The organism is Paenibacillus sp. FSL R10-2796 (assembly GCF_037965315.1).
GTDB lineage: Bacteria > Bacillota > Bacilli > Paenibacillales > Paenibacillaceae > Paenibacillus_AQ > Paenibacillus_AQ odorifer.
Window position 1 is genome coordinate 5,916,645 of the sequence record NZ_CP150178.1, and the last position, 23,171, is coordinate 5,939,815.

Genomic DNA, 23,171 nt, shown 5'->3' on the forward strand with positions numbered 1-23,171 from the left:
GGAATGTAATGGAAATATTAACTAGTATTCTTTTTTTAAAAAAATCAGGTATATTAGCTCATTTAACAATTTTCTTGCTCTAAACCAAATGAACTAAAGAGCAAAATAGCCTCTTTTCGTAAAAAGGTGCTTGGTGTGGCTAGCTTATTTAGTTGGAGAATTGTTTGGGATTTGGTGAGACGTAGGGACTAATTTGAGATTGCAGGCGGGTGGGGGAAGCTTGTTGCCGAGGTGGGCGGGTGGAGTATATGTGGAGTTCGCTTGGGTGCGTGGAGAAGCTTGTTGCTAAGGTCGATGGGCACTTGGAGTATATTGCGGAGGTCGCTTGGGCGGGTGGGGAGCGTATTACGGAGATCGCTTGGCGGGTGGGGGAAGCTTGTTACTGGCGAGAGTCTGCTATCAATTATGTGGCTGCTGCTTACGATTTAAAAACTAACTGGTCTGTTGGGGCGCTTTCTGCGTAAGGGGCATCGTAGGAGATTCGGCTGATTGTACGGGATTTATACCGTTCTTTTGCTAACTTTAGCGGGATTGGGCTCATTGTGCGGGATTTATACCGTTCTTTTGCTAACTTTAGCGGGATTGGGTACATTGTACGGGATTTATACCGTTCTTTTACTGACTTTAGTAGGATCGGGCTCATTGTGCGGGATTTATACCGTTCTTTTGCTAACTTTAGCGGGATTGGGTACATTGTGCGGGATTTATACCGTTCTTTTACTGACTTCAGTCGGATTGAGCTCATTGTGCGGGATTTATACCGTTCTTTAGCTTGATTTATCTAGATCATGCCTATTTAGTGGCATTTATGCCCTTCTTTTGTCTGGTTTAGGTAAACCCGTGCTATTTTGAGGCATTTATGCCTTTCTTTTAGCTGATTTAAGTGGATCGACGCCATTTAAGGGCATTTATGCCTTTCTATTACCTAGTTTAGGCGGACTGACACTATTTAGTGGCACTTTTGCCTGTCATTCAAATCATCTCTATATACATAGTAAAAGGACAAGTTGAATTAACAAACCTCAATCGGGATTAAGCTTATACTGTGGGATACATTTGTATAAAATATATGGTTTACAATTCCTAACTTTTGATGCAGAGTAATGAGTGAGTACTCACTCATTATGTACTTAGAGTGTTTAACGCAATGCAGTTCAACACCATCACCATCACCATCACCATCACCATCACCATCACCACCACCATCACCATCACCATCACCATCACCATCACCATCACCATCACCATCACCATCACCATCACCATCACCATCACCATCACCATCACCATCACCATCACCACCATCTACACCTTCACCACCATCTACACCTTCACCACCATCTACACCATCTACACCTTCTACACCATCTACATCTTCAACTCAAGCAAGTATCCCAGAACATTCAGAATCGAGGAGATAAACATGGGTTCAGAGATTCCAGTTATTTCAGTGAGCCATGTCGGGAAAGCGTTTGGAGAGAAACAGGTGCTCGAGGATATTTCGCTTCAAGTGGAACGTGCGGAAACCTTTGGCATACTAGGGCCATCGGGCTCAGGAAAAACAACATTAGTGAAGCTGCTTACAGGTATCGATGAGGTAACCTCCGGCGAGGTGAAAATACTTGGCGTGACGATGCCGAAGCTGACTATGCTGCAACAGATTGGGTATATGGCCCAGTCTGATGCCTTGTACACGGAGCTTAGCGCGAAGGAGAATCTGGAGTTTTTTGCAGCGCTATATGGACTAAAGGGGGAGCAACGCTCCAAACGCATCACAGCCGTAATGGAGATCGTTAATTTACAAGATCATTTAAGAAAAAGAGTAGACCAATACTCCGGCGGGATGAAACGCCGCTTATCATTGGCGATCGCGCTGCTGCATGAACCGCCGTTGCTTATTCTTGATGAACCTACAGTTGGCATAGATCCGGTATTGCGGCTATCCATCTGGAAAGAACTAAAAGCTCTGAACCAGAAAGGCACCACCATTGTGCTGACCACGCATGTCATGGATGAGGCTGAAAAATGTGACCGGCTCGGAATGATCCGTGATGGCAAGCTACTTGCCGCCGACACGCCTGCCGGACTGCTGCAAGCCACCGGTTCAGCTTCTATTGAAGAAGCCTTTTTATATTATGGAGGTGTGCGTTCATGAGAATCCGAGCGATCACCTTAAGGATTTTGCGACAATTCATTCATGATAAAAGAACAATGGCATTAATGTTCATTGCACCACTCCTCGTTCTAAGCTTAATGAGCTTGGTCTTCAACGGTGACGCCTATGAACCCAAAATCGGTGTGTCCGGTGTACCTCTAAATATGTCAGCTGCGTTAAAAGAACAAAATGCCACCATCAAAGAATATGCCAGCGCAGAGCTGGGAAAAGGCGCTTTAGTAGAAGGAAAAATTGACGCTTTGATCACTTTGAACGGAATCGCCGGAGATTCGCAAGTTACGCCTCAAGTGCTGTTAGAAGGTAGCAACCCTACAGCCAATAAGGCAGTAATCATGACGCTGCAACAAATCTCCCAAAAACTTCTTCCAAGTACAAAGGAACAATTACAGCCGCAGATCAGCTATCTTTACGGTTCTGAGAATATGAAGACGATCGACCGTTTCGGTCCCATTATGATTGGCGTATTTGTTTTCTTTTTCGTATTCTTGATTGCAGGTGTATCCTTCTTAAGGGAACGAACCACAGGCACGCTTGAACGCCTACTTTCGACTCCATTGAAAAGATGGGAGATTGTGATCGGGTATGTATGTGGTTTCGGCATATTTACCGTTTTTCAGGCGCTATTGATCTCATGGTATTCCATACAGATTCTTGGCATTATGATGACAGGCAGCTTTGGTTACGTGTTGCTGATCACATTACTCCTATCGATGACAGCGCTGACGTTGGGCACACTGCTGTCGGCTTTTGCAGCCAATGAGTTGCAGATGATTCAGTTCATTCCACTCATTATAGTGCCACAAATCTTCCTCAGTGGATTATTCCCGCTCGATACCCTTCCACTGTGGCTCCAGCGCGTTGGCCTCGCTACACCGATCTATTACGGATCAGAAGCTCTGATGAACATTATGGTCCGTGGCAAAGGATGGAGCGCAATTGCAATGGATGTCTATGTACTTATAGGATTTTCGCTGCTATTTATGCTGCTGAATGTATTGGCACTGCGCAAGCATCGCAAAATGTAACTTCACAAAAGCTATTATCATTGAAACAAAATGAATCAAGCATGGAGGGTTATTGTAATGAAAGAGGAAGTTTCTACGGAACAAAATATAGAAGAGCAGTGGATAGAAGAGCTGCTGACCCTTGGCAAAGACGAGAAACTGACACCGAAGCAGATTTCTATTCTACAAGCGGCGATTGAGGTGTTTTCCGAAAAAGGATACTCTGCGACATCCACGAGTGAAATTTCTCAGAAGGCGGGCGTGGCGGAGGGAACGATTTTTCGCTATTACAAGACTAAAAATGATCTGCTGCTTGCCATAGTAGGTCCTACCATGAGTCGCATGCTTGCGCCTTTTGTGCTGCGGAATTTCAACGGCGTGCTCGATATGCCCTACGACAGCTTCGAGGAGTTCCTGCGGGCATTTATGATCAATCGGCTGGATTTCGCCCGCAAGAATTTTAAAATTCTTAAGATTCTTATTCAGGAGATTCCTTTTCAGCCAACAGTTAGAGCGCAGTTTGTAGAGAATATTCTTAGCAAAATACTGGAGCGCGTGATTGATATTGTTGAACATTTTAAGGAAAAGGGTGAAATCATCGAGGTGCCTACACCCACACTTATACGCTTCACACTCTCGTCTGTCGTAGGTTATTTGATGAATCGCTTGCTGCTGCAGCCAGATAAGGACTGGAACGACGAGGAAGAAATCAACCTGACGATCGCTTTTATCATGCATGGAATAAGTAAAGCAACACCCCCTATTTGATGCGCACGCCCGTTCTGTTATCATAAGTACTATATTAAATTCGGACTTTTCGAGATCAAGTTATGAGGAAGGAATTATGTTATGGGCTTTAGTGTATCAGAACGGGTAATCAAACTGCTGTGCGGCAAGTCTATTTTTGAAAAAGGATTAGCTTATTACCAAACTGAAAGTGTCGATATAATTGAAGTTGAAGAATACAATGACTCCATTCCAGATTTGCCCCGCTCTCGATATGAAGCCATTGTTCAGGGGGCGATCGACTATGAAGTTATGGTGGTCATTGATATTGATGGGGATGTCCAGGCAGAGTGTAATTGTCCAGCCTACTCCCATGGGGGGCCATTCTGTAAACATATCGCGGCTGTGCTGATCAACGTTGACGCCCTTAAAACTGGCCGAGATCGTTCAGAGCTTACCGATACTTCGCACCTGTCTTCTATAAAAGATACTGAGATTCTAACCCCACGTATTTTTACAGATACTGCGCAAGACAACGGGGGAAAGTCCAGAGATCAACAGCTCGTGAGCAGCCTACTGGGGATGTTCAGCAACCATACACCGCGTCCTAGCGGTACGGGGGCTTTTGTAGATAACAGACTTCCTCTAAATATAGAGTTTACATGCAAGCCGTTCACTTATAGTTACAGCCACACCATGCTGGGTATAGAAATGAAAGTCGGTCCAAAACGTCTATATATTGTTCAGAAAATAAGGGGATTTCTAGAAAGCGTACACCGCGGAGAATCCTTTGAGTTCTCGAAACATTTTATCTATGATCCTGCCATTTACAGCTTTCGGAAGGAAGACAATGTTGTTCTACAGAAGCTGATTGATATTGTATTAAATGAAAAAATGTACCGCGATAACGTCACTCCTTACTCACCTTATGGGGGGAGTATTGGGGGAGATCGGTTGCTGGCCGTCCCTCCTTTTTTCTGGGAGTCGCTTCAACCTGCGCTTTCAGAGGTCTCTTCGGTATTTTTGCAACAAGAAGAGGTGCTGTACGAAGGCATCCTTGTGTCTAATGAGGCGCCTCCACTCAGCTTTGAATTTGAACAGGCAGAAGAGGATGGATATCATCTGGATATTCAAGGACTTGAGCAGATTTCGGTCTTAGAAGATTACGGGATAGTACTATCGGAAGGTAAGTTGCTGAAGCTATCCCCTCAAGAATGCATACGCCTTGCTGAAATGAAAAAAATGCTGGATTCCTCCCGCCGAAATGGCATCGATATTGCCCCCGAGCAAATGGAGTCTTTTATGGACAAGGTTATTCCTGGTCTGAAAAAGCTAGGCAACGTCCATATCGCCGATTCCATCGCGGATCGGATTGTCCAACATAGGCTTATCGCGAGACTTTATCTGGACCGTGTGAGAGATCGGCTGCTCGCCGGACTAGAGTTCCAATATGGTGACATTGTGATCAATCCCTTAGATGAAAAAGCCCATGTTCGCGGGACGAATTTGATTCTTTTGCGAGACGGGGAGGGAGAAGCCCGCATTTTGGAGCTGATGGAGCACGAATCCTTCGCTAAAACCGAGGGCGGATACATTATGACAGACGAAGAGGGCGAGTACGATTTTTTGTACCATACCATTCCGGTGCTGGAACCGCTGCTTTCGGTCTATGCGACCTCCGCAGTCAAAGCAAGACTGTTCACGAGCACTACACCCCCAAAGGTGAGCATTAGTTGGAATGAAAAGACGGACTGGCTTGATTTTAAATTCGATATGGGCGGGATTCCAGAAGCTGAGATTGTTATGGTTCTGAAATCCCTGCAGGAAAAACGCAGATACTACCGCTTGCCTGATGGGGCCCTGCTACCGCTGGAGAGCGAGGAGCTTCAAGAAATCATTACCTTTATGAATGATATAGGCATCCGGGAAGGTGAGATCAAAGGGGTGGAATTTTCTCTGCCCGTTGTTCGCGGGCTACATTTGACCTCCACGGATGCTAAGAGTGACTCCATTAAGCTGGGCAGATCCTTTAAAAAGTTACTTGCGAACATGCGGAATCCTGAGAATCTTGATTTTCCTATACCTGACAGTCTGGTTCCTGTGCTAAGGGATTATCAACAATATGGATTTCAGTGGTTGAAGACGTTGGCCCATTACCGTTTTGGTGGTATTTTGGCGGATGATATGGGGTTAGGCAAAACGCTGCAAAGTATCGCTTTTCTCCTGTCAGAACTTCCAGAGATCCGCCAGAATGGACTGCCTGCCCTAATTGTCGCTCCTGCGTCTCTCACTTATAACTGGCTTAATGAGCTTAAAAAATTCACGCCAGAGATCAAAGCTGTCATTGCAGACGGTAGTCTAATTGAGCGCGGGCGGATTTTAAAAAATACAGCAAAAGCTGATGTAATCATCACTTCTTATCCGTTGCTTCGCAGAGATGTTCAGCTGTATGCTAAAAAGTCTTTTCATACCCTGATTCTCGATGAAGCACAAACTATAAAAAACCATACTACACAGACAGCCCAAGCTGTAATGGCGCTTCAAGCCCGGCACCGTTTTGCACTTACGGGTACTCCCGTGGAGAATGCGTTGGAAGATTTATGGTCCATTTTCGGCACCGTGTTCCCTGGGTTGTTTCCAGGCAAAAAAGCTTTTCATGATTTACCAAGAGAAACGGTTGCGAAGCGGGCGCGTCCCTTTTTGCTGCGGCGCTTAAAGAGTGATGTGTTAAAGGAACTTCCGGACAAAATTGAATCCGTACAAGCATGTGAACTGCTGCCGGAGCAAAAAAAGTTATATGTAGCTTATCTCGCCCGTTTGAAAAAAGAGGCGCTTAAGCATTTGACCCAAGATAGCTTCGGCAATAATAATCGGATCAAAGTTCTGGCGGGACTAACTCGTCTGCGCCAATTGTGCTGCCACCCTGCTCTTTTTGTCGATGGATATGAAGGAAGCTCTGCTAAATTCGAGCAGCTGCTCGAAATCATAGAAGAATGTCGCAGTTCGGGTAAACGTATGTTAGTATTCTCACAATTCACAGAGATGCTCGGCCTGATTGGACGTGAACTAGGATATCAGGGCATTCCATACTTTTATTTAGATGGTCAAACGCCTGTTTCTCAACGAGTAGATTTATGTAATAAATTTAATGAAGGAGAGCGTGATATTTTCTTAATCTCCTTAAAGGCCGGCGGGACCGGGCTCAACTTAACTGGGGCAGACACTGTAATCCTTTACGATCTTTGGTGGAACCCTGCCGTCGAGCAGCAAGCTGCGGATCGGGCTCACCGTATCGGGCAGAAAAATGTAGTGCAAGTAATTCGTCTCGTCACCCAAGGCACCGTAGAGGACAAGATGTATGAGCTGCAGCAGAAGAAAAAGAACTTGATCGATGAGGTCATCCAGCCAGGTCAAGAAAGCTTGTCTACCCTCACAGAGCAAGACATCCGGGAGATTCTAATGATCTAAATAACAACGTTGGAGAAAAAATCAGGATATCCTGCAGCCCATAGGGCTATCGGGATATCCCTTTTTCTTCAGATTATGCGATTGTAACTCCTGCACTAGCATAGCCAGCAACAGTTGTTGCAACGTCAATGCCAGCCGTGACCGTCGAAGTGAAGACCAACAACAAGCGTTCTCCCACAGTTACAGGGATGCTCAAACCTGTGGTATTACCACTGCTAATAGTTCCAAGAGCAATTAATCCTGTAAGCGGAGGACTTAACGTAACTAAAGCCCCAGGTACTGCTGTGAAGGTATTGTTAGGTGTAGTAGATCTGTATAATTGAGCCGTGATTGTTACCGTAGACCCCACCAAACTAACGGAAGCTGTCGCACTGAAATAGGCTGCCATAGACGTAATCGTTCCAGTTCTAGGAACCGAGAACGCAAAGTTCAGCAAGGTTCCAGCCGCTCCGGTGAGATCTATAGTACCGCCTGTAATACTGATATTAGTTGCACTGCTACCAAAACCAACTGCACTTGAAGTATTCAAAAGCCCCCCTAATACAGTGGTCATTGCTACTGGAAGACCAGAAGAATATGGAATAATTGCACCTGAACCAGTAGCACCTGTTGCTCCAGTTACACCAGCACCTGTTGCTCCCGTTGCTCCAGTACTTCCTGTCGCTCCAGTTACACCAGCAGTTCCTGTCGCTCCCGTTACACCAGCAGTTCCTGTCGCTCCCGTTGCTCCAGCAGTTCCTGTTGCTCCGGTTACACCAGCTACTCCTGTGGCTCCCGTTACACCAGCTACTCCCGTTGCTCCCGTTGCTCCAGCAGTTCCTGTTGCTCCGGTTACGCCAGCACCTGTCGCTCCCGTTACACCAGCAGTTCCTGTCGCTCCCGTTGCTCCAGTACTTCCTGTTGCTCCCGTTGCTCCAGCACTACCTGTCGCTCCGGTTTCGCCAGTACTTCCTGTCGCCCCCGTTGCTCCAGCACTTCCTGTCGCTCCCGTTACGCCAGCACCTGTTGCTCCCGTTGCTCCAGTACTTCCTGTCGCCCCCGTTGCCCCTGCACTTCCTGTCGCTCCCGTGGCTCCAGCACCTGTGGCTCCGGTTACGCCAGCGCCTGTCGCTCCCGTTGCACCAACGCTTCCTGTAGCTCCAGTAGCTCCAGTAGCACCTGTAATTCCTATATTTTCTCCATATAATTCAGAGTAGACAAGGCGATGAGCAATCACTAATTGACCTGTGCTACTCTTCCCCCAAACTGAAATTTGAATGGGATCATCAATCGTAATAGGTGTTGTGAATAGAAATTCAAATGAATCAAAGTTTGCATAATAATCCCTATTAACCACTTGATTAGGAGCTAAATTAACCTGTTCACTTACATATAAAGTTCTTGTCCCATTCATATAATAGCCTTCGACTTGAACCGTTGACGGAGTATCATCACTCTGATTGACAATTTTAAGAGTAACAAGCTGAGTAGGTCTTACACCGCCTACCAGATTATTTTCTATGGGACCAGTAGATAGTTGACTCAATTTTCAACACCTCATTTTTTATGAAATTATAATACTCGTATTATTTGAATTTCGAAAATCAACTCACCTGAACAAAACTATCCTCAAGAGTTACGTATAAACTAGGGTTTTATCTATAATCATTCCTCCCCCTGCTCTAAGTTGATAATCTATGAGCCTACAAATCAGTTCATATTTTTTGGCTCTTTATAGTATTATTCTTATTTTGAATTAAGGTGTGGACATCCATTTAAAAACTACTATTACACATATTTGATTTATTAAAATAAGCTAAAAATCTGTAATGGTTTAATAGAATAAGAATCTAATAAGCAACGTTCCAGTCGACTTATAACATATGCCAACAAAACAGAGGGTAACCCGAGAGCCACACTAACGGCTACCGAATTACCCCTGTTATAAACACTGAACTTGAAGATAAATAAGCTTAAGTTAATTCATGAACAGACCAGACGATACCTGCTGAGTTCGCTCCACCCAAATTCAAAGGAACCGTCAAACCATTTGCCACATAGAACAAGCCAATCACATCACCTGCGGTTAATGCAAATTCTCCAGCTAGCGTCACAGTACCACTTCCCAAAATTGCTCTCAAATCTAATATAAGCGCTACATTCACATCAAGTACTGGGAACAACCCACTTACCAGATTTGTTGCAGTAGGAGAAGTTCTCTGAACTACGAAAGCCGGATTAACTCCAGCACCAAGACTGATAGAAAGTGAGGCAGTTGTGGAATAATTGATAGTCGCTTCAATCGAATATCTACCAGTTGTCGGAATGGTATAATTTCCACCAACTTCGTCGAAAGACGGGCTATCATAAAAAGGTGTTGTCACAGTCCAGCCAGTTAATTGTGTAGATGTGGAAATTGCCAATGAGGGTTTGAAAGCAGAAAACCCTTCTTGTTGAATATTCGGACCTGTTGCTCCAGTTACTCCGGTAGCTCCGGTAGCTCCGGTTACACCAGCTATTCCAGTCGCTCCTGTTACTCCAGCTACTCCTGTTGCTCCTGCTACTCCAGTCGCTCCGGTCACTCCAGCTTCACCCGTTGCTCCGGTTACACCAGCTACTCCTGTTGCTCCAGTTGCTCCTGCTACTCCAGTCGCTCCGGTTACTCCTGTTTCACCCGTTGCTCCGGTTACACCAGCTACTCCTGTTGCTCCTGTTGCCCCTGCTACTCCCGTTGCTCCAGTCGCTCCAGCTTCACCCGTTGCTCCGGTTGCCCCAGCTACTCCTGTTGCTCCTGTTGCTCCTGCTACTCCAGTCGCTCCGGTCACTCCAGCTTCACCCGTTGCTCCGGTTACACCAGCTACTCCTGTTGCTCCGGTTACTCCTGTTTCACCCGTTGCTCCAGTTACACCAGCTACTCCTGTTGCTCCAGTTGCTCCTGCTACTCCAGTCGCTCCGGTTACTCCTGTTTCACCCGTTGCTCCGGTTACACCAGCTACTCCTGTTGCTCCTGTTGCTCCAGTTGCTCCTGCTACTCCAGTCGCTCCGGTCACTCCTGTTTCACCCGTTGCTCCGTCTACTCCCGTTGCTCCCGTAGCACCAGTCGCACCAGTCTCTCCTGCTCCAGTTGCACCAGTCGCCCCAGTTACTCCGTCTGCTCCTGTCGCCCCTGTTGCCCCTGTCTCTCCTGCTCCGGTCGCTCCTGTAGCACCCGTTGCTCCGTCTGCTCCCGTTGCTCCAGTTGCACCTGTAGCTCCATCGGCTCCTGTCGCCCCAGTCTCTCCTGCTCCGGTCGCTCCGGTAGCACCCGTTGCTCCGTCTGCTCCCGTTGCACCAGTCGCCCCAGTTGCTCCATCGACTCCAGTCGCTCCAGTTGCTCCGTCTGCTCCCGTTGCTCCCGTTGCTCCTGTTGCACCTGTAGCTCCATCTGCTCCTGTTGCCCCAGTCTCTCCTGCTCCGGTCACTCCTGTTGCACCCGTTGCTCCATCGGCTCCCGTTGCACCAGTCGCACCAGTCACTCCATCTGCTCCGGTCGCCCCTGTCTCTCCTGCTCCGGTCGCTCCGGTAGCACCCGTTGCTCCGTCTGCTCCCGTTGCACCAGTCGCACCAGTCACTCCATCTGCTCCGGTCGCCCCTGTCTCTCCTGCTCCGGTCGCTCCGGTAGCACCCGTTGCTCCGTCAGCTCCCGTTGCACCAGTCGCACCAGTCACTCCATCTGCTCCGGTCGCTCCCGTTGCTCCTGTTGCTCCATCCGCTCCGGTTGCACCAGTCGCCCCAGTTACTCCGTCTGCTCCTGTCGCCCCTGTTGCCCCTGTCTCTCCTGCTCCGGTCGCTCCTGTTGCACCCGTTGCTCCGTCTGCTCCCGTTGCACCAGTCGCCCCAGTTGCTCCATCGACTCCAGTCGCCCCAGTCTCTCCTGCTCCGGTCGCCCCGGTTGCTCCGTCTGCTCCCGTTGCACCAGTCGCCCCAGTTACTCCGTCTGCTCCTGTAGCTCCATCGGCTCCTGTTGCCCCTGTCTCTCCTGCTCCGGTAGCACCCGTTGCTCCGTCTGCTCCCGTTGCACCAGTCGCACCAGTTACTCCGTCTGCTCCTGTAGCTCCAGTCTCTCCTGCTCCGGTAGCACCCGTTACTCCATCCGCTCCGGTTGCACCAGTTGCACCTGTAGCTCCATCGGCACCTGTTGCCCCAGTCTCTCCTGCTCCAGTCGCTCCAGTTGCTCCATCCGCTCCCGTCGCCCCGGTTGCACCAGTTACTCCATCTGCACCTGTCGCCCCAGTCTCTCCTGCGCCGGTCGCTCCCGTTGCTCCGTCTGCTCCCGTTGCTCCTGTTGCTCCATCCGCTCCCGTTGCACCAGTCGCCCCGGTCGCGCCAGTTATCCCTTGCGTTACACCAAGCAATTCTGCATGTACAAGTCGATGGGCAGTCACAATCTGGCCAACGCTATTTTTTCCCCATACTGAGATTTGAATCGGATCATCTACCAGACTTGTAGTTGTAAAAATAAATTCAAACGCATCAAAATCGGCATAATAATCACGTGTTATAACTTCATTAGGTGCTACATTTATCAGCTCGCTGACATATAAAGTTCTTGTCCCATCCATATAGTATCCTTGAACAAGAGCCATTGATGAATCAATGTCACTTCGGTTATCAATTTTGACAGTAACATGCTGAGTAGGTCTTACACCCCCTACCATACTATTGTCTATCGGTCCGGTAGATAAATAACTCAATTTCTCATCACTCCTTTAACGTTAACTGTGTCACAAAAATAATTATTAAATTAATACTGCCTGCTTCTCCCACGCAACTATGCGATGAGGATCTACCAATGCCCCTGAGTTCTGTTTACCCCAGACTGAAATCCCAACCTCTGCTTCAACCGCTTCTACTGTTGTAAACACAAATTCAAATGCGTCCAAGTCGGCAAAATAGTTCTTAGTTAAAACTTGATTAGGTGCTAGATTTACTGTTTCATTCACATACATCGTTCTTGATCCGTTAAGAAGGAAACCTTGAATAACTAGATTATAAGGATTAAGAGAATCCCGATTAACTACTTTTACGGTTACCAGTTGCGACGGTCTGACCCCTAGGATCGGGCTGTTATCTATAGGTCCAGTAGAAAAAATAGCCATGTTTTATTCACTCCTCCCTTCCACTACAATTTGAAAGATTAGTGGCTCCGTATAGTAATATTCCTTGGCTTGAGTTAGCGTGTGGACTGTTGTGCAAAGGAACAGCTGGTCCTATAACAAGACAGCCTTCTTTTTCCAAATTTATAATCTACTAATCTGATAAGCTAACAACAAAGAGCAACCAAGATTGTTAAGAAGCTAACCACTATTGCTTTTTATGAAATATTAGGTATACTGGTAAAAATTAATTAAGCATCGATGAGCGGGAGAGTAGTTAACGAGATCTAGTCCTCAGCGAGCCGGGAGAGTGTAAGCCGGTACAGATCCCTTTAATGAAGCGCACCCGTGAGATGGACTTCTGAACCTTAGTAGGAAGTCCCGGCTGAAGGCCGTTATCCCGTAAGGTGGCTGAACAACTTGTTCAGCAACGAGAGTGGTACCGCGAGCGCTAAAGCCCTCGTCTCTTTTGAGACGAGGGCTTTTTTGTATTTTCAAAGGAGGGTATACCATGTTAAATCAAATCATCAAAAACAGCATTGAACAAAGTGTAAAAAAAGTATTCCACACCTTAGAAGTTGCCTACCCAAAAGATGTTACAATTCTGATCGAACAGCCAGCTAATCTAGAGCATGGTGATTATTCATGCAATATCGCTATGCAGCTAGCCAAAACTCTACGTAAATCCCCAATGGTCATAGCAGAATTAGTGAAAGCAGAGCTTCAATTCCAAGGGCGCTTCGCCGGTCTTTTACAAAAAGTTGAAATCGCTGCTCCCGGATTTATCAATTTGTATATGAATTGGCAAAGCTGGGCTGAACATTCCTTTGAACTGCCTGCCAGCACTGGGGAAAAAGTCATCATCGAGCACACTTCTATCAACCCCAACAAAGCCGCTCACGTAGGTCATCTAAGAAACGCCTGTATCGGCGATACTCTAGTCAGAATTATGAAAAGAACTGGGTATAACGTAGAGGTCCATAACTACATTGATGATCTCGGCAATCAGCTGGCGGATACAGTTGTTGGATTATTAAATATATCTTTAGAAGGGGAACACCAACGTTTCGGTGATTTTTGCTGGGATCTTTATGCCAAAGTGAACAAAGAATATGCGCTGAACCCTGAGATGACACATAAGCGCACAGATATACTGCACTCCCTTGAACAAGGGGGCGGTAACGAAGCCTGGCTGGGCAACCTTGTAGCTGAACGCATCGTTAGAGAGCATGTAGAGGAAATGAAACATTTTGGAATTTATTATGATTTGCTGGTATGGGAGAGCAGTATTTTAAAAGAGGGATTTTGGGCAGCCGCAGCTGAGCTACTGAAGCAGACAGCCGTTTTTGTACAAGAGACTGAAGGTAAACTCGCAGGCTGCTGGGTGCTGAAGCAAGGAACAGAGGCTAACATTGGAGCGGATTCAGAGGAGCATCAGCTCGATAAGGTGCTGGTGCGTTCGAATGGGATTTTAACGTATACAGCCAAAGATATTGCCTATCATCTCTGGAAATTTGGTCTTTTGACCAAAGATTTCTCCTTTAGCGAATTCTCGTCCGGTTTATGGACAACTGGATTAACTGGAACCCAAGAATCTTATGGGCAGGCGGACAGAGTCATCAATGTGATCGATTACAGACAGGAATATCCACAACAGATGGTTAAGCAAGCCTTAGGGGCACTAGGTTATAACGAGCAAGCAGACAAACTCCATCATGTGAGCTATGGTGTTGTATCTCTTAGTCCCGCTTCGGCGGCCGAGCTGGGTATAGATATTTCAGAAGGCAAATCTTCTTATGCTATGTCCGGACGTCAGGGAATCGGGATTAAGGTAAGCGATCTGGTGGAGCTTATGGAACAGAACATTGAGCACTCACGTTCCGATAAAGACGGCCTCTCCAGCCGATTGATTGCCACTGCTGCGATTCGCTACTATCTGCTACGGTTTAATTTAGGAACGGAAATCGTGTTTGATTTCAAACAGGCTACCGAAATATCCGGCAATACCGGAGTTTATCTGATGTATACTTTTGCGCGTGCGACAAGCGTTTTGAGTAAAGCTACGATCCCAATCCTTACAGCTGCCGCACAGCTTCAGTTCCCTTCCGAATTGGAAAAAGCAGAGCTTGCCCTGCTAAGACAGCTAAGCCTCTGGCCGGAGATATTACATTCAGCAAGTATAGAGTTAACGCCAAATACGCTCTGCACTTACGCACATACCTTAGCTACACTGTTCAACAACTTCTATTCTGGATGTCCGATTCTAAAAGGAGATCCAGCTACGATCGAATTCCGCCTCTGGCTCACTTCAAGATTCAAGGACATCTTGGGAGATGTGCTCGAAGTGCTTGGGTTACCGACACCGAGCCGAATGTAAAAAACACAAAAAAGGCAATCTCCGCGCTTAACGCGGAGATTGCCCTTCTATATATATGTTACTTATAAATCTCTATCACATTTCCAGCTTCCGTGCTGAGACGATCAAAGTCCGCACGTTTGATGCGAACACCACCACTACGATAGCGGTTAGGTGTACCTTCTGTTTGCACTTCCGTACCGTTGATAGTAATTTGACTAATCTCACGACCTGTAAGGTGATAGATAAAGTCTACCTTAGTGCCTGCATATTCAAAGCTAAAGTGCATTCCATCCAGCGATTCCGGCAGAATAGGGTCAACAATTAAGTCTCCACCTTCCGTACGGATCCCCAGTGCATTCGAGATTAACTGGTTCATATAGATCCCAGGACCGCTGGAATAGATTCTCCAGCCACCTTTAACAGCTACGTCACCATTGCGCAGTTTATCGAAATTCTCCTGTGCCTCATAACGGGTGTTAAATTTACCATCCGAGCTACTGAAATAGGAGTTAGCTTGACGTAGTTCAGCGTTTGGCACCACATCGCGGATTCCGATCGGATTAATCGCTGCCAGACCCTTCCAGACCTGATCGGTTTTACCGAGCTTAGCCATAGCCTCTACATAACGGATATGTGCATGCACATACTGAAGTCCAATTTCCCGGCCAAAGTTAGCCGCTTGCTCCGCACGTTTGAAATGAGTGCTGACCCCGCCAACATATTGAGCTGGACGATTCATCAGACGCACACCGTCAGGGCAGAATAGTTTATCCTGAATGACATCATAGTGTGCTTCGGCCTGTTCCGGAGTAAGCAGCTCACTGATCATACTGCGCGTCATAGGCAGCAGACGGTACTGAATACCTGTTTCTGTGTCACTTGGGTGCACCATAAGTTTAATTTGCTCAGGGTCTTCCATATACAGGAAGCCAGGAATCACTTCGGATTGAAGCATATGAGTATGGAAATCCTCACGGATCCCTTCCACCATCGCCTTCAGTTCCTCTGCCTCAGCTTGATCAACTGAACGAAGCACCTCTGAGAACTGATTAAGTGTCTGATAGGTAAGTGCCACTGTCCAGCTGCTGACCATATACTGCTTCAGCTGTGGATTTGCAGGCTGGAGCGTATCATCCCAGTCTCCATCACCGTAAGAAGACAGATGTGTGTCATGCAGGAAATGATCCTTAATATAAGCAATTTCCTTCCGTGCGTGATCCAGCAACGTCGCCTTTTCTTCTGTAAAGTCAAAGCTGTGCTTACGGGTATACGGTACTGTTGCTCCCAAGATGCTGTAATCCTGAGTTACTGCCAAGTAGTCTCCAAGCACCTTAAGCGGCCATACAATAATATCTCCATGACTTTCTTCTTGTTGTATCTTCGTGTATTTATCAAACATGAACCACTGTGGCCAGTTGCCATCATCTTCATATTGATGACTATACAGCGTCAGCAAAATTTCCCGAACCTGTTCGTATTTTTGCGTAGCCATGAAATATTCCACAGGTCCCTGACATACATCCCTTGTTCCCCAAGCAGCGCCACCATATTGCTCTAAACCATGTGGAACCGAATAGTGAACCAGCATGTTATGTGTGTACCACCAAGTCAGAGCGTTAACCTTAAACAGTTCACCTTCTGTTCCGTCCCCAAGCGTCAGGCGGAAGCCATTCATCACACCAGCATAAAACGCGCGATAAGCAGAAATTTCTTCCTCAGCTGAACGATTTCTTGGAGCAAGTGACTTACCATCCAGAAGCCCTTGAATATTCAAGGTCCATTCACTGCTGGCAGACAGCTCCAGAACTGCTAACGGCGCTTCAGTTGGTTGAACCGGAGAGACAAGTCTACCTTCATCCTGCAGAGTTAACTCCGCACCCTGTACCTTTAATTTATACTGTAAGTCAGGATATTCACCAGCACTTAGTGCGCTTCTGTCAGCGGAGAAGATTACTGCTCCACCTTCTTGCTTAGATTGATATGGAAGCTCGTATTCATTAACGTTCATAGTGATTTGATTAGTGACTAAATAACGATAAGCTCGTCCGCTTTCCGAACGCACATTCAGGAATATCTCTGGCGAATCTTCGGTGGTGTAGTTCGTAATAATGAAGCATTCACCATCTGTTCTGTAATACCAACGAGCATAGTTGAAACCAACCTCAAATAGAGAAGGCATGGTCAGCAAACGATATTCACCGTTCCACTCTACATAAATGCGTTGTCCTGAAGCTTTTGGAATGTTAAGCGCATTTCTTGGATTGGACATTAGCTTGTTGAAATTGGTATTTCCAATTACCACTTGGGAGTTAAAGATCCCGTACATATAAGAAGTTGTTGTGATGACCTTATCATTAAGTCGAGCGTTATCCCCACTCATCAGGATATGGCCGTGTGGCCGTTCTACGCGCATTTCTTTCTCTTTTAATACTACGTGCTCATAATTCTCCGTGAAAAAGGAAAGTAGTGTGTCTCCTTCTCTCTCCTCCTGATAACGAACCGGAAACAAGACCCCGATCTCTTTCTCTGTCAGCGAATCTGCAGCCAGCGGTGCTCCCAGCTCCTTCGAGAAGAAAGAACGTTCAAGTGCTGCTTCAGCTTCTAAAGGTAAATCTTTAACAGCATCCCAAGCCGCAGCAATATCATTAGCAAATTCTAGCGCAGTGATCGCTTCTGGATGATCTTGCTTAAACAATCCGTAGAACACAAACCGTGTTTCCCCGCTCAGCTTCACCCGTTCCGATTGCAGCGCAGTATATGCAAATTCATATTGATAGATCTCATTACTTAATTGCTCACGACCCAAGCTCTCTGGTTGGTTGGTTTCTTTATAGGACAGTCCAAAGAATTGAAAACCGTCTGTTGAGAAGCTTGTTGCCTTGGTAAGTGAACCCTGTTGCAGATATGGGAATTTCCCGCCCTGCGGCTGATTCTGTCTAGAGCAAACAACGTACCCGTTGGATTGATCCTCAAATACCGCATGATCGATATACTGTGACAGGTAAGCTTCATTACTGCGGACAGCGGCGATATCAGCAATCCCTACATCCTGTCCGTACACAAGATCTACCTCTGCATTTTGTCCAGTAAGCTTCACATCCCAGAACCAAGCTCCTCCTGCAGTAGGGGTGAAAATAACTTGATATTCAATATTTTCCGCAGTACCTTCCCAAACCAAACGGTTTCCAGCCTTACGTACAGTGCTTGAAGAATGAATGCCCAGCAAAGGAATGGCTTGAATGTTTCCATCATTGTGCACTCGCAAATATAGATTGGATAATGAACCATCCACAATGCTTGGCAGCAATTGATTGATCATTGTCCGTTCGTAGAGGACTTGGAACAAGTCCCCGCTGTTTGTAAAAGTGAAGGATAGATCCCCGGCGTTTAAACGGATGTTAGTATTCAAATTAGTAGTCATATTATACACTTCCTCCATTACGGCGTTACTGCCGTATATATTCTACTTATGCTAATGTTAAGCAAAAATCCCGTTCTTTAACCTCATTGCTGTTCGAACCGACGAATAATTTAAATCGTCCCGGATCGCTGCTAAAGCTTAGATCGCTATGATAGTAACGAAGCTGCTGTTCGGTAAGTGTAAAGGTCACTTCACGACTTTCCCCTGGTGAGAGGTTGATTTTGGCAAAATCCTTCAGTTCCTTCATTGGTCTGACGACCTCTCCGGAAATGTCTCGGATATACAGCTGCACTACCTCTTCCCCATCCACTTCTCCAGTATTGGTCACCGTAACTTTTATTTCAATAGGCTGATTTTCAGTCATGATATCACCGGACAGAATTGGTTCACTATAGCTAAATGTCGTATAGCTCAGTCCAAAACCAAATGGCAAAAGCGGTTCATTAGGAATGTCCAGATATTGCGAGACATAACGTTTGTCGGCACCCGGAGCATGAAGTGGGCGTCCAGTGTTGAAATGATTGTAATAGACTGGAATCTGCCCAACGGATACCGGGAAAGACATCGTTAATCTTCCTGAAGGATTCTCATCTCCATAAAGTAGACTGGCAATTGCCGCTCCGCCTTCACTGCCCGGGAACCAAGCTTCCAGAATAGCATCTGCATGCTCGTACACACCGGCCAAGTCTAGTGGACGTCCATTAAACAACACCACCACGATAGGCTTATTCAGCTGTTTCAGACGTTGTAAAAGCTCAAGCTGCGCTTCCGGCAAACGGATATCTGAACGGCTGCCCGCTTCTCCACTCATCTCTGAATGTTCACCAAGCGCCAGTACAATCACATCAGCTTGCTTAGCAGCCGCTTCCGCCTCCAGCCACTGTTCCTCTGTAAAGCTATCGACTCCAGAACCTTCTGCAACAGTAATCTTACCCGCACCTGCGCGAGCTTGAAGTGCTGGTGCAAGACGGCTTGCCTCTTCCGTTGAACCCAACCACGACCACGGTCCAAGAATATCACCGCTAGTAGCAAACGGTCCAATTAGCGCAATCCGTTGCTCTGCAGCAAGCGGCAGAACCTGATCATTCTTGAGCAGTACGCAGGATTTAGCCGCCAACTCACGCGCCGCATTTCGATGATCTTCACAGAAGATTACCTCACGCTCTTTCTCGACGTCAGCTCCGCGGAACGGATGCTCGAACAAGCCCAATCTTTGCTTCAATTTCAAAATACGAAGCACAGCTTCATCAATAATCTTTTCATCTACTTGTCCATCTGCAACAAGCGCCGGAAGCTGATGAACGTAACAAGCCGTCATCATCTCGATGTCTACACCAGCTTTGATGGCTTTAAGTGCTGCCTCAGCCTCATCCTCGGCGACACCATGTGGGATCAGTTCCTTCACTGCACCCCAATCCGAAATCAATACGCCATCAAATCCCCATTCCTCACGAAGCAGCTGGCGAAGCAGCTTGACGTTGCCGCTTATCGGAATCCCATCAATCGTATTAAATGAAGTCATGACCATTTCTGCACCTTCATCCAGTGCTGCACGATAGGCCGGCAGATAATATTCACGCAGCTGCCGTTCCGATAAATCCACCGTATTATAATCACGACCGCCTTCGGATAGACCATAGGCAGCAAAGTGCTTAATACAAGCCGCCAGACGATCTACATCACCAGTCAAGTCGCTTCCTTGAAATCCGCGCACAAACGCACGGGCAAACCTACCATTCAAATATGGATCTTCTCCTGTAGATTCCATTACTCTTCCCCAACGTGGGTCCCGTACAAGATCCGCCATTGGCGCATAAGTAACGTGCACACCGGAGACTGCCGCTTCTTTAGCCGCAATCTCGGCGCTCAGCTCTGCGCGATCCATATCCCAAGAGCAGCCAATTGCCAGCGGGACCGGAAAAATCGTCTTGAAGCCATGCACAATATCCGCCATCATCAGCAAGGGAATGCCCAATCTATTTTTGCGTAAATGGGCTTCCTGAACCGCAATGACTTGCGCTGCACCTGATAGACCAAGTACAGAGCCGCTGCTCTCGATCATGTGGTCCGTAATTCCCATGGATGCCATAGGGCCAGTGATTTGTCCTCCATCCTCTGCCCCTTCATAGAAATTAGCGGCTAGCTGCTGCAATTGTGCAATCTTTTCTTCAAGCGTCATCTGGTTCAACAAGGTAGTCAGTTGCTGCTCATTCATTTCAAATCCTCCATTGTTCAATTCTGCCGATGCCTATGAATGGAAAAACCCGTGTGCAAGAATTGCACGCGGGTCCTGTAGGTTCATTCCTACATGCATAGGGCGAAAGCTATTTTTTTAGATTGTTTAGTTCATCTAGAACCGGCTGAACGAGGGATTGTTTGCTCTTAACCCATTCTTTCCAGTTCGCCTCTAGATCGCCTGGTTTCAAAATCAGGTTAGTGTATTCTGTAGCATAGTCAAAGGAAGCCTGATTTTTAGCCTTGGAATCATACAACTGGTAGTCCCAGTCATATTCAGCCGTTGCTTTGTCTTTTAACGCAAGCTCAGCTTTTTCCTTGAACAGTTCTACAGAACGATCGCGATATTCTTTTTTGATCGCAGGGTTCACGACACTAAAGTCATCCGCCAAGACATACAGTCCTTCAAAACGGTTCGGATATTTCTTATCCAATGTTGTTCCTTCAGGGAGTAGGCTGATTAATTCGCCATTTTCGCCTTTTTTCCAGTCTGTTCCTTCAAAGCCCAAGTTAACGGTCAATTGACCTTCTTTACTTGTTGTATATTCCATGAAGTCCATAATCCGTTCAAATTTCTCTTTGCTAATATCTGGCGAGAAGATTACAGCAGACCAGAAGTTAACTTGATCGAGGTTACGATATTTACCGTCATCGCCAAGTACAATAGCTGTGTGTACTAGGTCATCACTATTTACACCTAGGTTATCTTTCATTTTAACGTCCATGTCTTTTCTGTAAGAAGCCAAACCACCTAGACTCGTAATACCGGAAACACCGTTAACTGTGAACTTTTGGCCAGATTCACCATTTTTCCAAGTATAAAACTCAGGGTGCAGTAATCCTTCTTTATAAGTAGTTTGAAGTTCTTTCAGTGCCGCTAACGTTTCATCGTTGGCTGGACCCCATTGGTATTTGCCATCTGCATCTTTATAGAATGCTGACTCTACTCTGGAATGCACGCTATTAGCCATTACAATATTAGTCAAAGCATCGTTGATGTCATAAGAAATAGGAATGAGTTTATCTCCTACCTTGCCAGGGTCTTTCTCTTTAAGCAATCTAGCAAATTCCATCAGTTCTGTAGTAGTGTAGGCATCCTTCAATTCAAAACCAACGGCTTTAGCCCAGTCAGAACGCAGAGCAATTACTCCGATTTGGTTAATGAGCGGATCTGCCGGCTTGTTCTCAAAGTATACCGGTCTTGGCAGAACATAAGTGCCACCTACCGCTTTCTCCAATTCATCGCCAAGTCCTGTCAGCTTATAAGCGGCTGCCACATTCGGCCAGCGTTCTTTCCAGTCATCTGGCAGCTTGTACAGCAGCCCTTGATCAATGTAATTAAGCGCATCACCGTGAACATAGTTCCAGCTTGCTACGTCAGGAAGATCACCAGAGTTAATCCATAGGCGAAGCTTCTCAGCCCATGAATCCCATTCAATATAGTTGTAATCCCATTTAATATTGAACTTATCCGTAAAATATTTATGATACACGTTATCAAAATCAGATTCTGTTGTCTTAATGGTACTGGCTAACGAAATCTTCAACTCATCTTTATATCCATCTGTTGGATTGCCTGAATTTCCGCTATTAGCATTGTTGTCTGAGCTTGAGCATGCTGCCAACATGATTGGAGTAAGACATAAAACACCGGCAAGGATTGACTTTACAGATTTTCTTTTTAAAATATTCATTTTGTCCTCCTTAAATTGTGTGACTGACCCTCTTTTATATGGATAAATCATAAACCACTAGGTCTTGATAGCCCCTGTAAGTACCCCTTTGGCAAAGTGCTTTTGGAGCATTGGGAAGAAACACATAATAGGAACCATGGTAACGAATACTGCCGCCATTTTCATACCCATGGAGAATGATTGTTTACCCACTGCGTCAACACTTGTGGCATTCGATGCATTCACTTGGGCTTCCATAATGATAGATCGCAACACGTTCTGCAGTGGCATCTGATCCGCTTTCCGCAGGAAGATCATGGCGTCATACCATCCATTCCAGAAGGCTACTCCGTAGAACAGTGTGATGGTAGCTACGATTGGAGCAGATAATGGCAGGACTACAGAGAATAGGATTCTCCATTCCCCAGCACCATCAAGTCGCGCAGATTCCATCAGGGACTCAGGCAGACTGCTAAAATAGTTCGACATCAGAATCAGGTTAAACGCACTGAAGCTTCCTGCCAGAATAACTGACCAAAGGTTGCCTGTCAGATGCAGATCCTTCATCACCAGGTACAAAGGTACAATCCCGCCATTAAAAATCATTGTGAACAGGACAAGCATAAAAATCAGCTTTTTACCCGGGAATTTATTGCGGCTAAGGCCGTAAGCCATACTTGTCGTCAAGAACAAGCTAAGCGGGAGTCCTAAGATTAAGATCTTAAAGGTATTCCAATACCCTGTCCCGATCCGCCCATCAGCAAAGAGTGCCCGATAGGATTCCAGTGTTGGGTTCTTCGGAAATAACATCATAGGGTTATCAGCGTATTCTTTTTGCGTAGAAAAAGAAATCATAATGACATTCCAGAATGGAATAAGAATGGCCAAAGCGCCTACACTCAGAATTACGAAAATCACATAATCCATAGCGGTCATTTTTTTATGGTCTTGCATAATTGTCAGCTTTTTTTTACTCATACATTTGCACTCCTTTC

Annotated in this window: 14 protein-coding genes and 1 other annotated feature; of the genes, 7 read left to right on the forward strand and 7 right to left on the reverse strand. The window is 46.3% G+C overall.

Annotated elements, in window-relative coordinates:
- The first annotated feature begins 248 nt into the window (after positions 1-248).
- The 6 genes from NST58_RS26495 to NST58_RS26520 all read left to right on the forward strand — a co-directional run bounded on the left by NST58_RS26495 (position 249) and on the right by NST58_RS26520 (position 7,374).
- Positions 249-464 (forward strand): hypothetical protein, encoded by a 216-nt coding sequence (locus NST58_RS26495; RefSeq protein WP_339244692.1) that lies wholly within the window; start codon positions 249-251, stop codon positions 462-464.
- 25 nt (positions 465-489) lie between these two features.
- Positions 490-771, forward strand: coding sequence for a hypothetical protein (locus NST58_RS26500; protein WP_339244694.1), 282 nt, complete (start codon positions 490-492; stop codon positions 769-771).
- A gap of 652 nt (positions 772-1,423) precedes the next feature.
- Positions 1,424-2,155, forward strand: a complete 732-nt coding sequence (locus NST58_RS26505) for an ABC transporter ATP-binding protein (RefSeq protein ID WP_076279987.1) — start codon at positions 1,424-1,426, stop codon at positions 2,153-2,155.
- On the forward strand, positions 2,152-3,201 hold the full coding sequence (locus tag NST58_RS26510) for an ABC transporter permease (protein WP_339244696.1): 1,050 nt from the start codon (positions 2,152-2,154) through the stop codon (positions 3,199-3,201). The genes NST58_RS26505 and NST58_RS26510 overlap by 4 nt, the downstream gene beginning before the upstream one ends.
- A 57-nt stretch (positions 3,202-3,258) precedes the next feature.
- Positions 3,259-3,948, forward strand: a complete 690-nt coding sequence (locus NST58_RS26515; protein WP_076279985.1) for a TetR/AcrR family transcriptional regulator — start codon at positions 3,259-3,261, stop codon at positions 3,946-3,948.
- A gap of 81 nt (positions 3,949-4,029) precedes the next feature.
- On the forward strand, positions 4,030-7,374 hold the full coding sequence (locus tag NST58_RS26520; RefSeq protein ID WP_339244701.1) for an SNF2 helicase associated domain-containing protein: 3,345 nt from the start codon (positions 4,030-4,032) through the stop codon (positions 7,372-7,374).
- Between the two features lie 73 nt (positions 7,375-7,447).
- Here the strand turns inward: NST58_RS26520 and NST58_RS26525 are convergent, their stop codons facing one another.
- The 3 genes from NST58_RS26525 to NST58_RS26535 form a co-directional block, all read right to left on the reverse strand.
- Positions 7,448-8,899, reverse strand: coding sequence for an exosporium glycoprotein BclB-related protein (locus NST58_RS26525; protein WP_339244704.1), 1,452 nt, complete (start codon positions 8,897-8,899; stop codon positions 7,448-7,450).
- Between the two features lie 427 nt (positions 8,900-9,326).
- Positions 9,327-12,086: a collagen-like protein gene (locus NST58_RS26530; RefSeq protein ID WP_339244707.1), complete on the reverse strand. Its 2,760-nt coding sequence runs from the start codon at positions 12,084-12,086 to the stop codon at positions 9,327-9,329.
- Positions 12,087-12,131: 45 nt separating this feature from the next.
- Complete coding sequence (locus NST58_RS26535) at positions 12,132-12,491, reverse strand: hypothetical protein (RefSeq protein WP_036687001.1); 360 nt, start codon at positions 12,489-12,491, stop codon at positions 12,132-12,134.
- Positions 12,492-12,740: 249 nt separating this feature from the next.
- Positions 12,741-12,959: a binding site (T-box leader), on the forward strand.
- Between the two features lie 40 nt (positions 12,960-12,999).
- Between NST58_RS26535 and argS the strand changes: the two genes are divergently transcribed.
- Positions 13,000-14,865: an arginine--tRNA ligase gene (gene argS / locus NST58_RS26540; protein WP_339244710.1), complete on the forward strand. Its 1,866-nt coding sequence runs from the start codon at positions 13,000-13,002 to the stop codon at positions 14,863-14,865.
- 58 nt (positions 14,866-14,923) lie between these two features.
- On the opposite strand, the gene NST58_RS26545 is transcribed toward argS, so the two are convergent.
- From NST58_RS26545 to NST58_RS26560, 4 genes are all read right to left on the reverse strand, one after another.
- A complete protein-coding gene (locus tag NST58_RS26545) occupies positions 14,924-18,268 on the reverse strand; it encodes a cellobiose phosphorylase (protein ID WP_339244711.1) in 3,345 nt (1,114 codons plus the stop codon).
- A gap of 46 nt (positions 18,269-18,314) precedes the next feature.
- Entirely contained in the window at positions 18,315-20,483 is a 2,169-nt protein-coding gene (gene bglX / locus NST58_RS26550; protein WP_076281897.1) for a beta-glucosidase BglX, read from the reverse strand.
- A gap of 109 nt (positions 20,484-20,592) precedes the next feature.
- The gene (locus tag NST58_RS26555) at positions 20,593-22,197 is read right to left on the reverse strand and encodes an extracellular solute-binding protein (protein WP_076129208.1); all 1,605 of its coding nucleotides are present in this window, start codon (positions 22,195-22,197) and stop codon (positions 20,593-20,595) included.
- Between the two features lie 57 nt (positions 22,198-22,254).
- The gene (locus tag NST58_RS26560) at positions 22,255-23,154 is read right to left on the reverse strand and encodes a carbohydrate ABC transporter permease (protein WP_036686985.1); all 900 of its coding nucleotides are present in this window, start codon (positions 23,152-23,154) and stop codon (positions 22,255-22,257) included.
- Positions 23,155-23,171 lie beyond the last annotated feature (17 nt).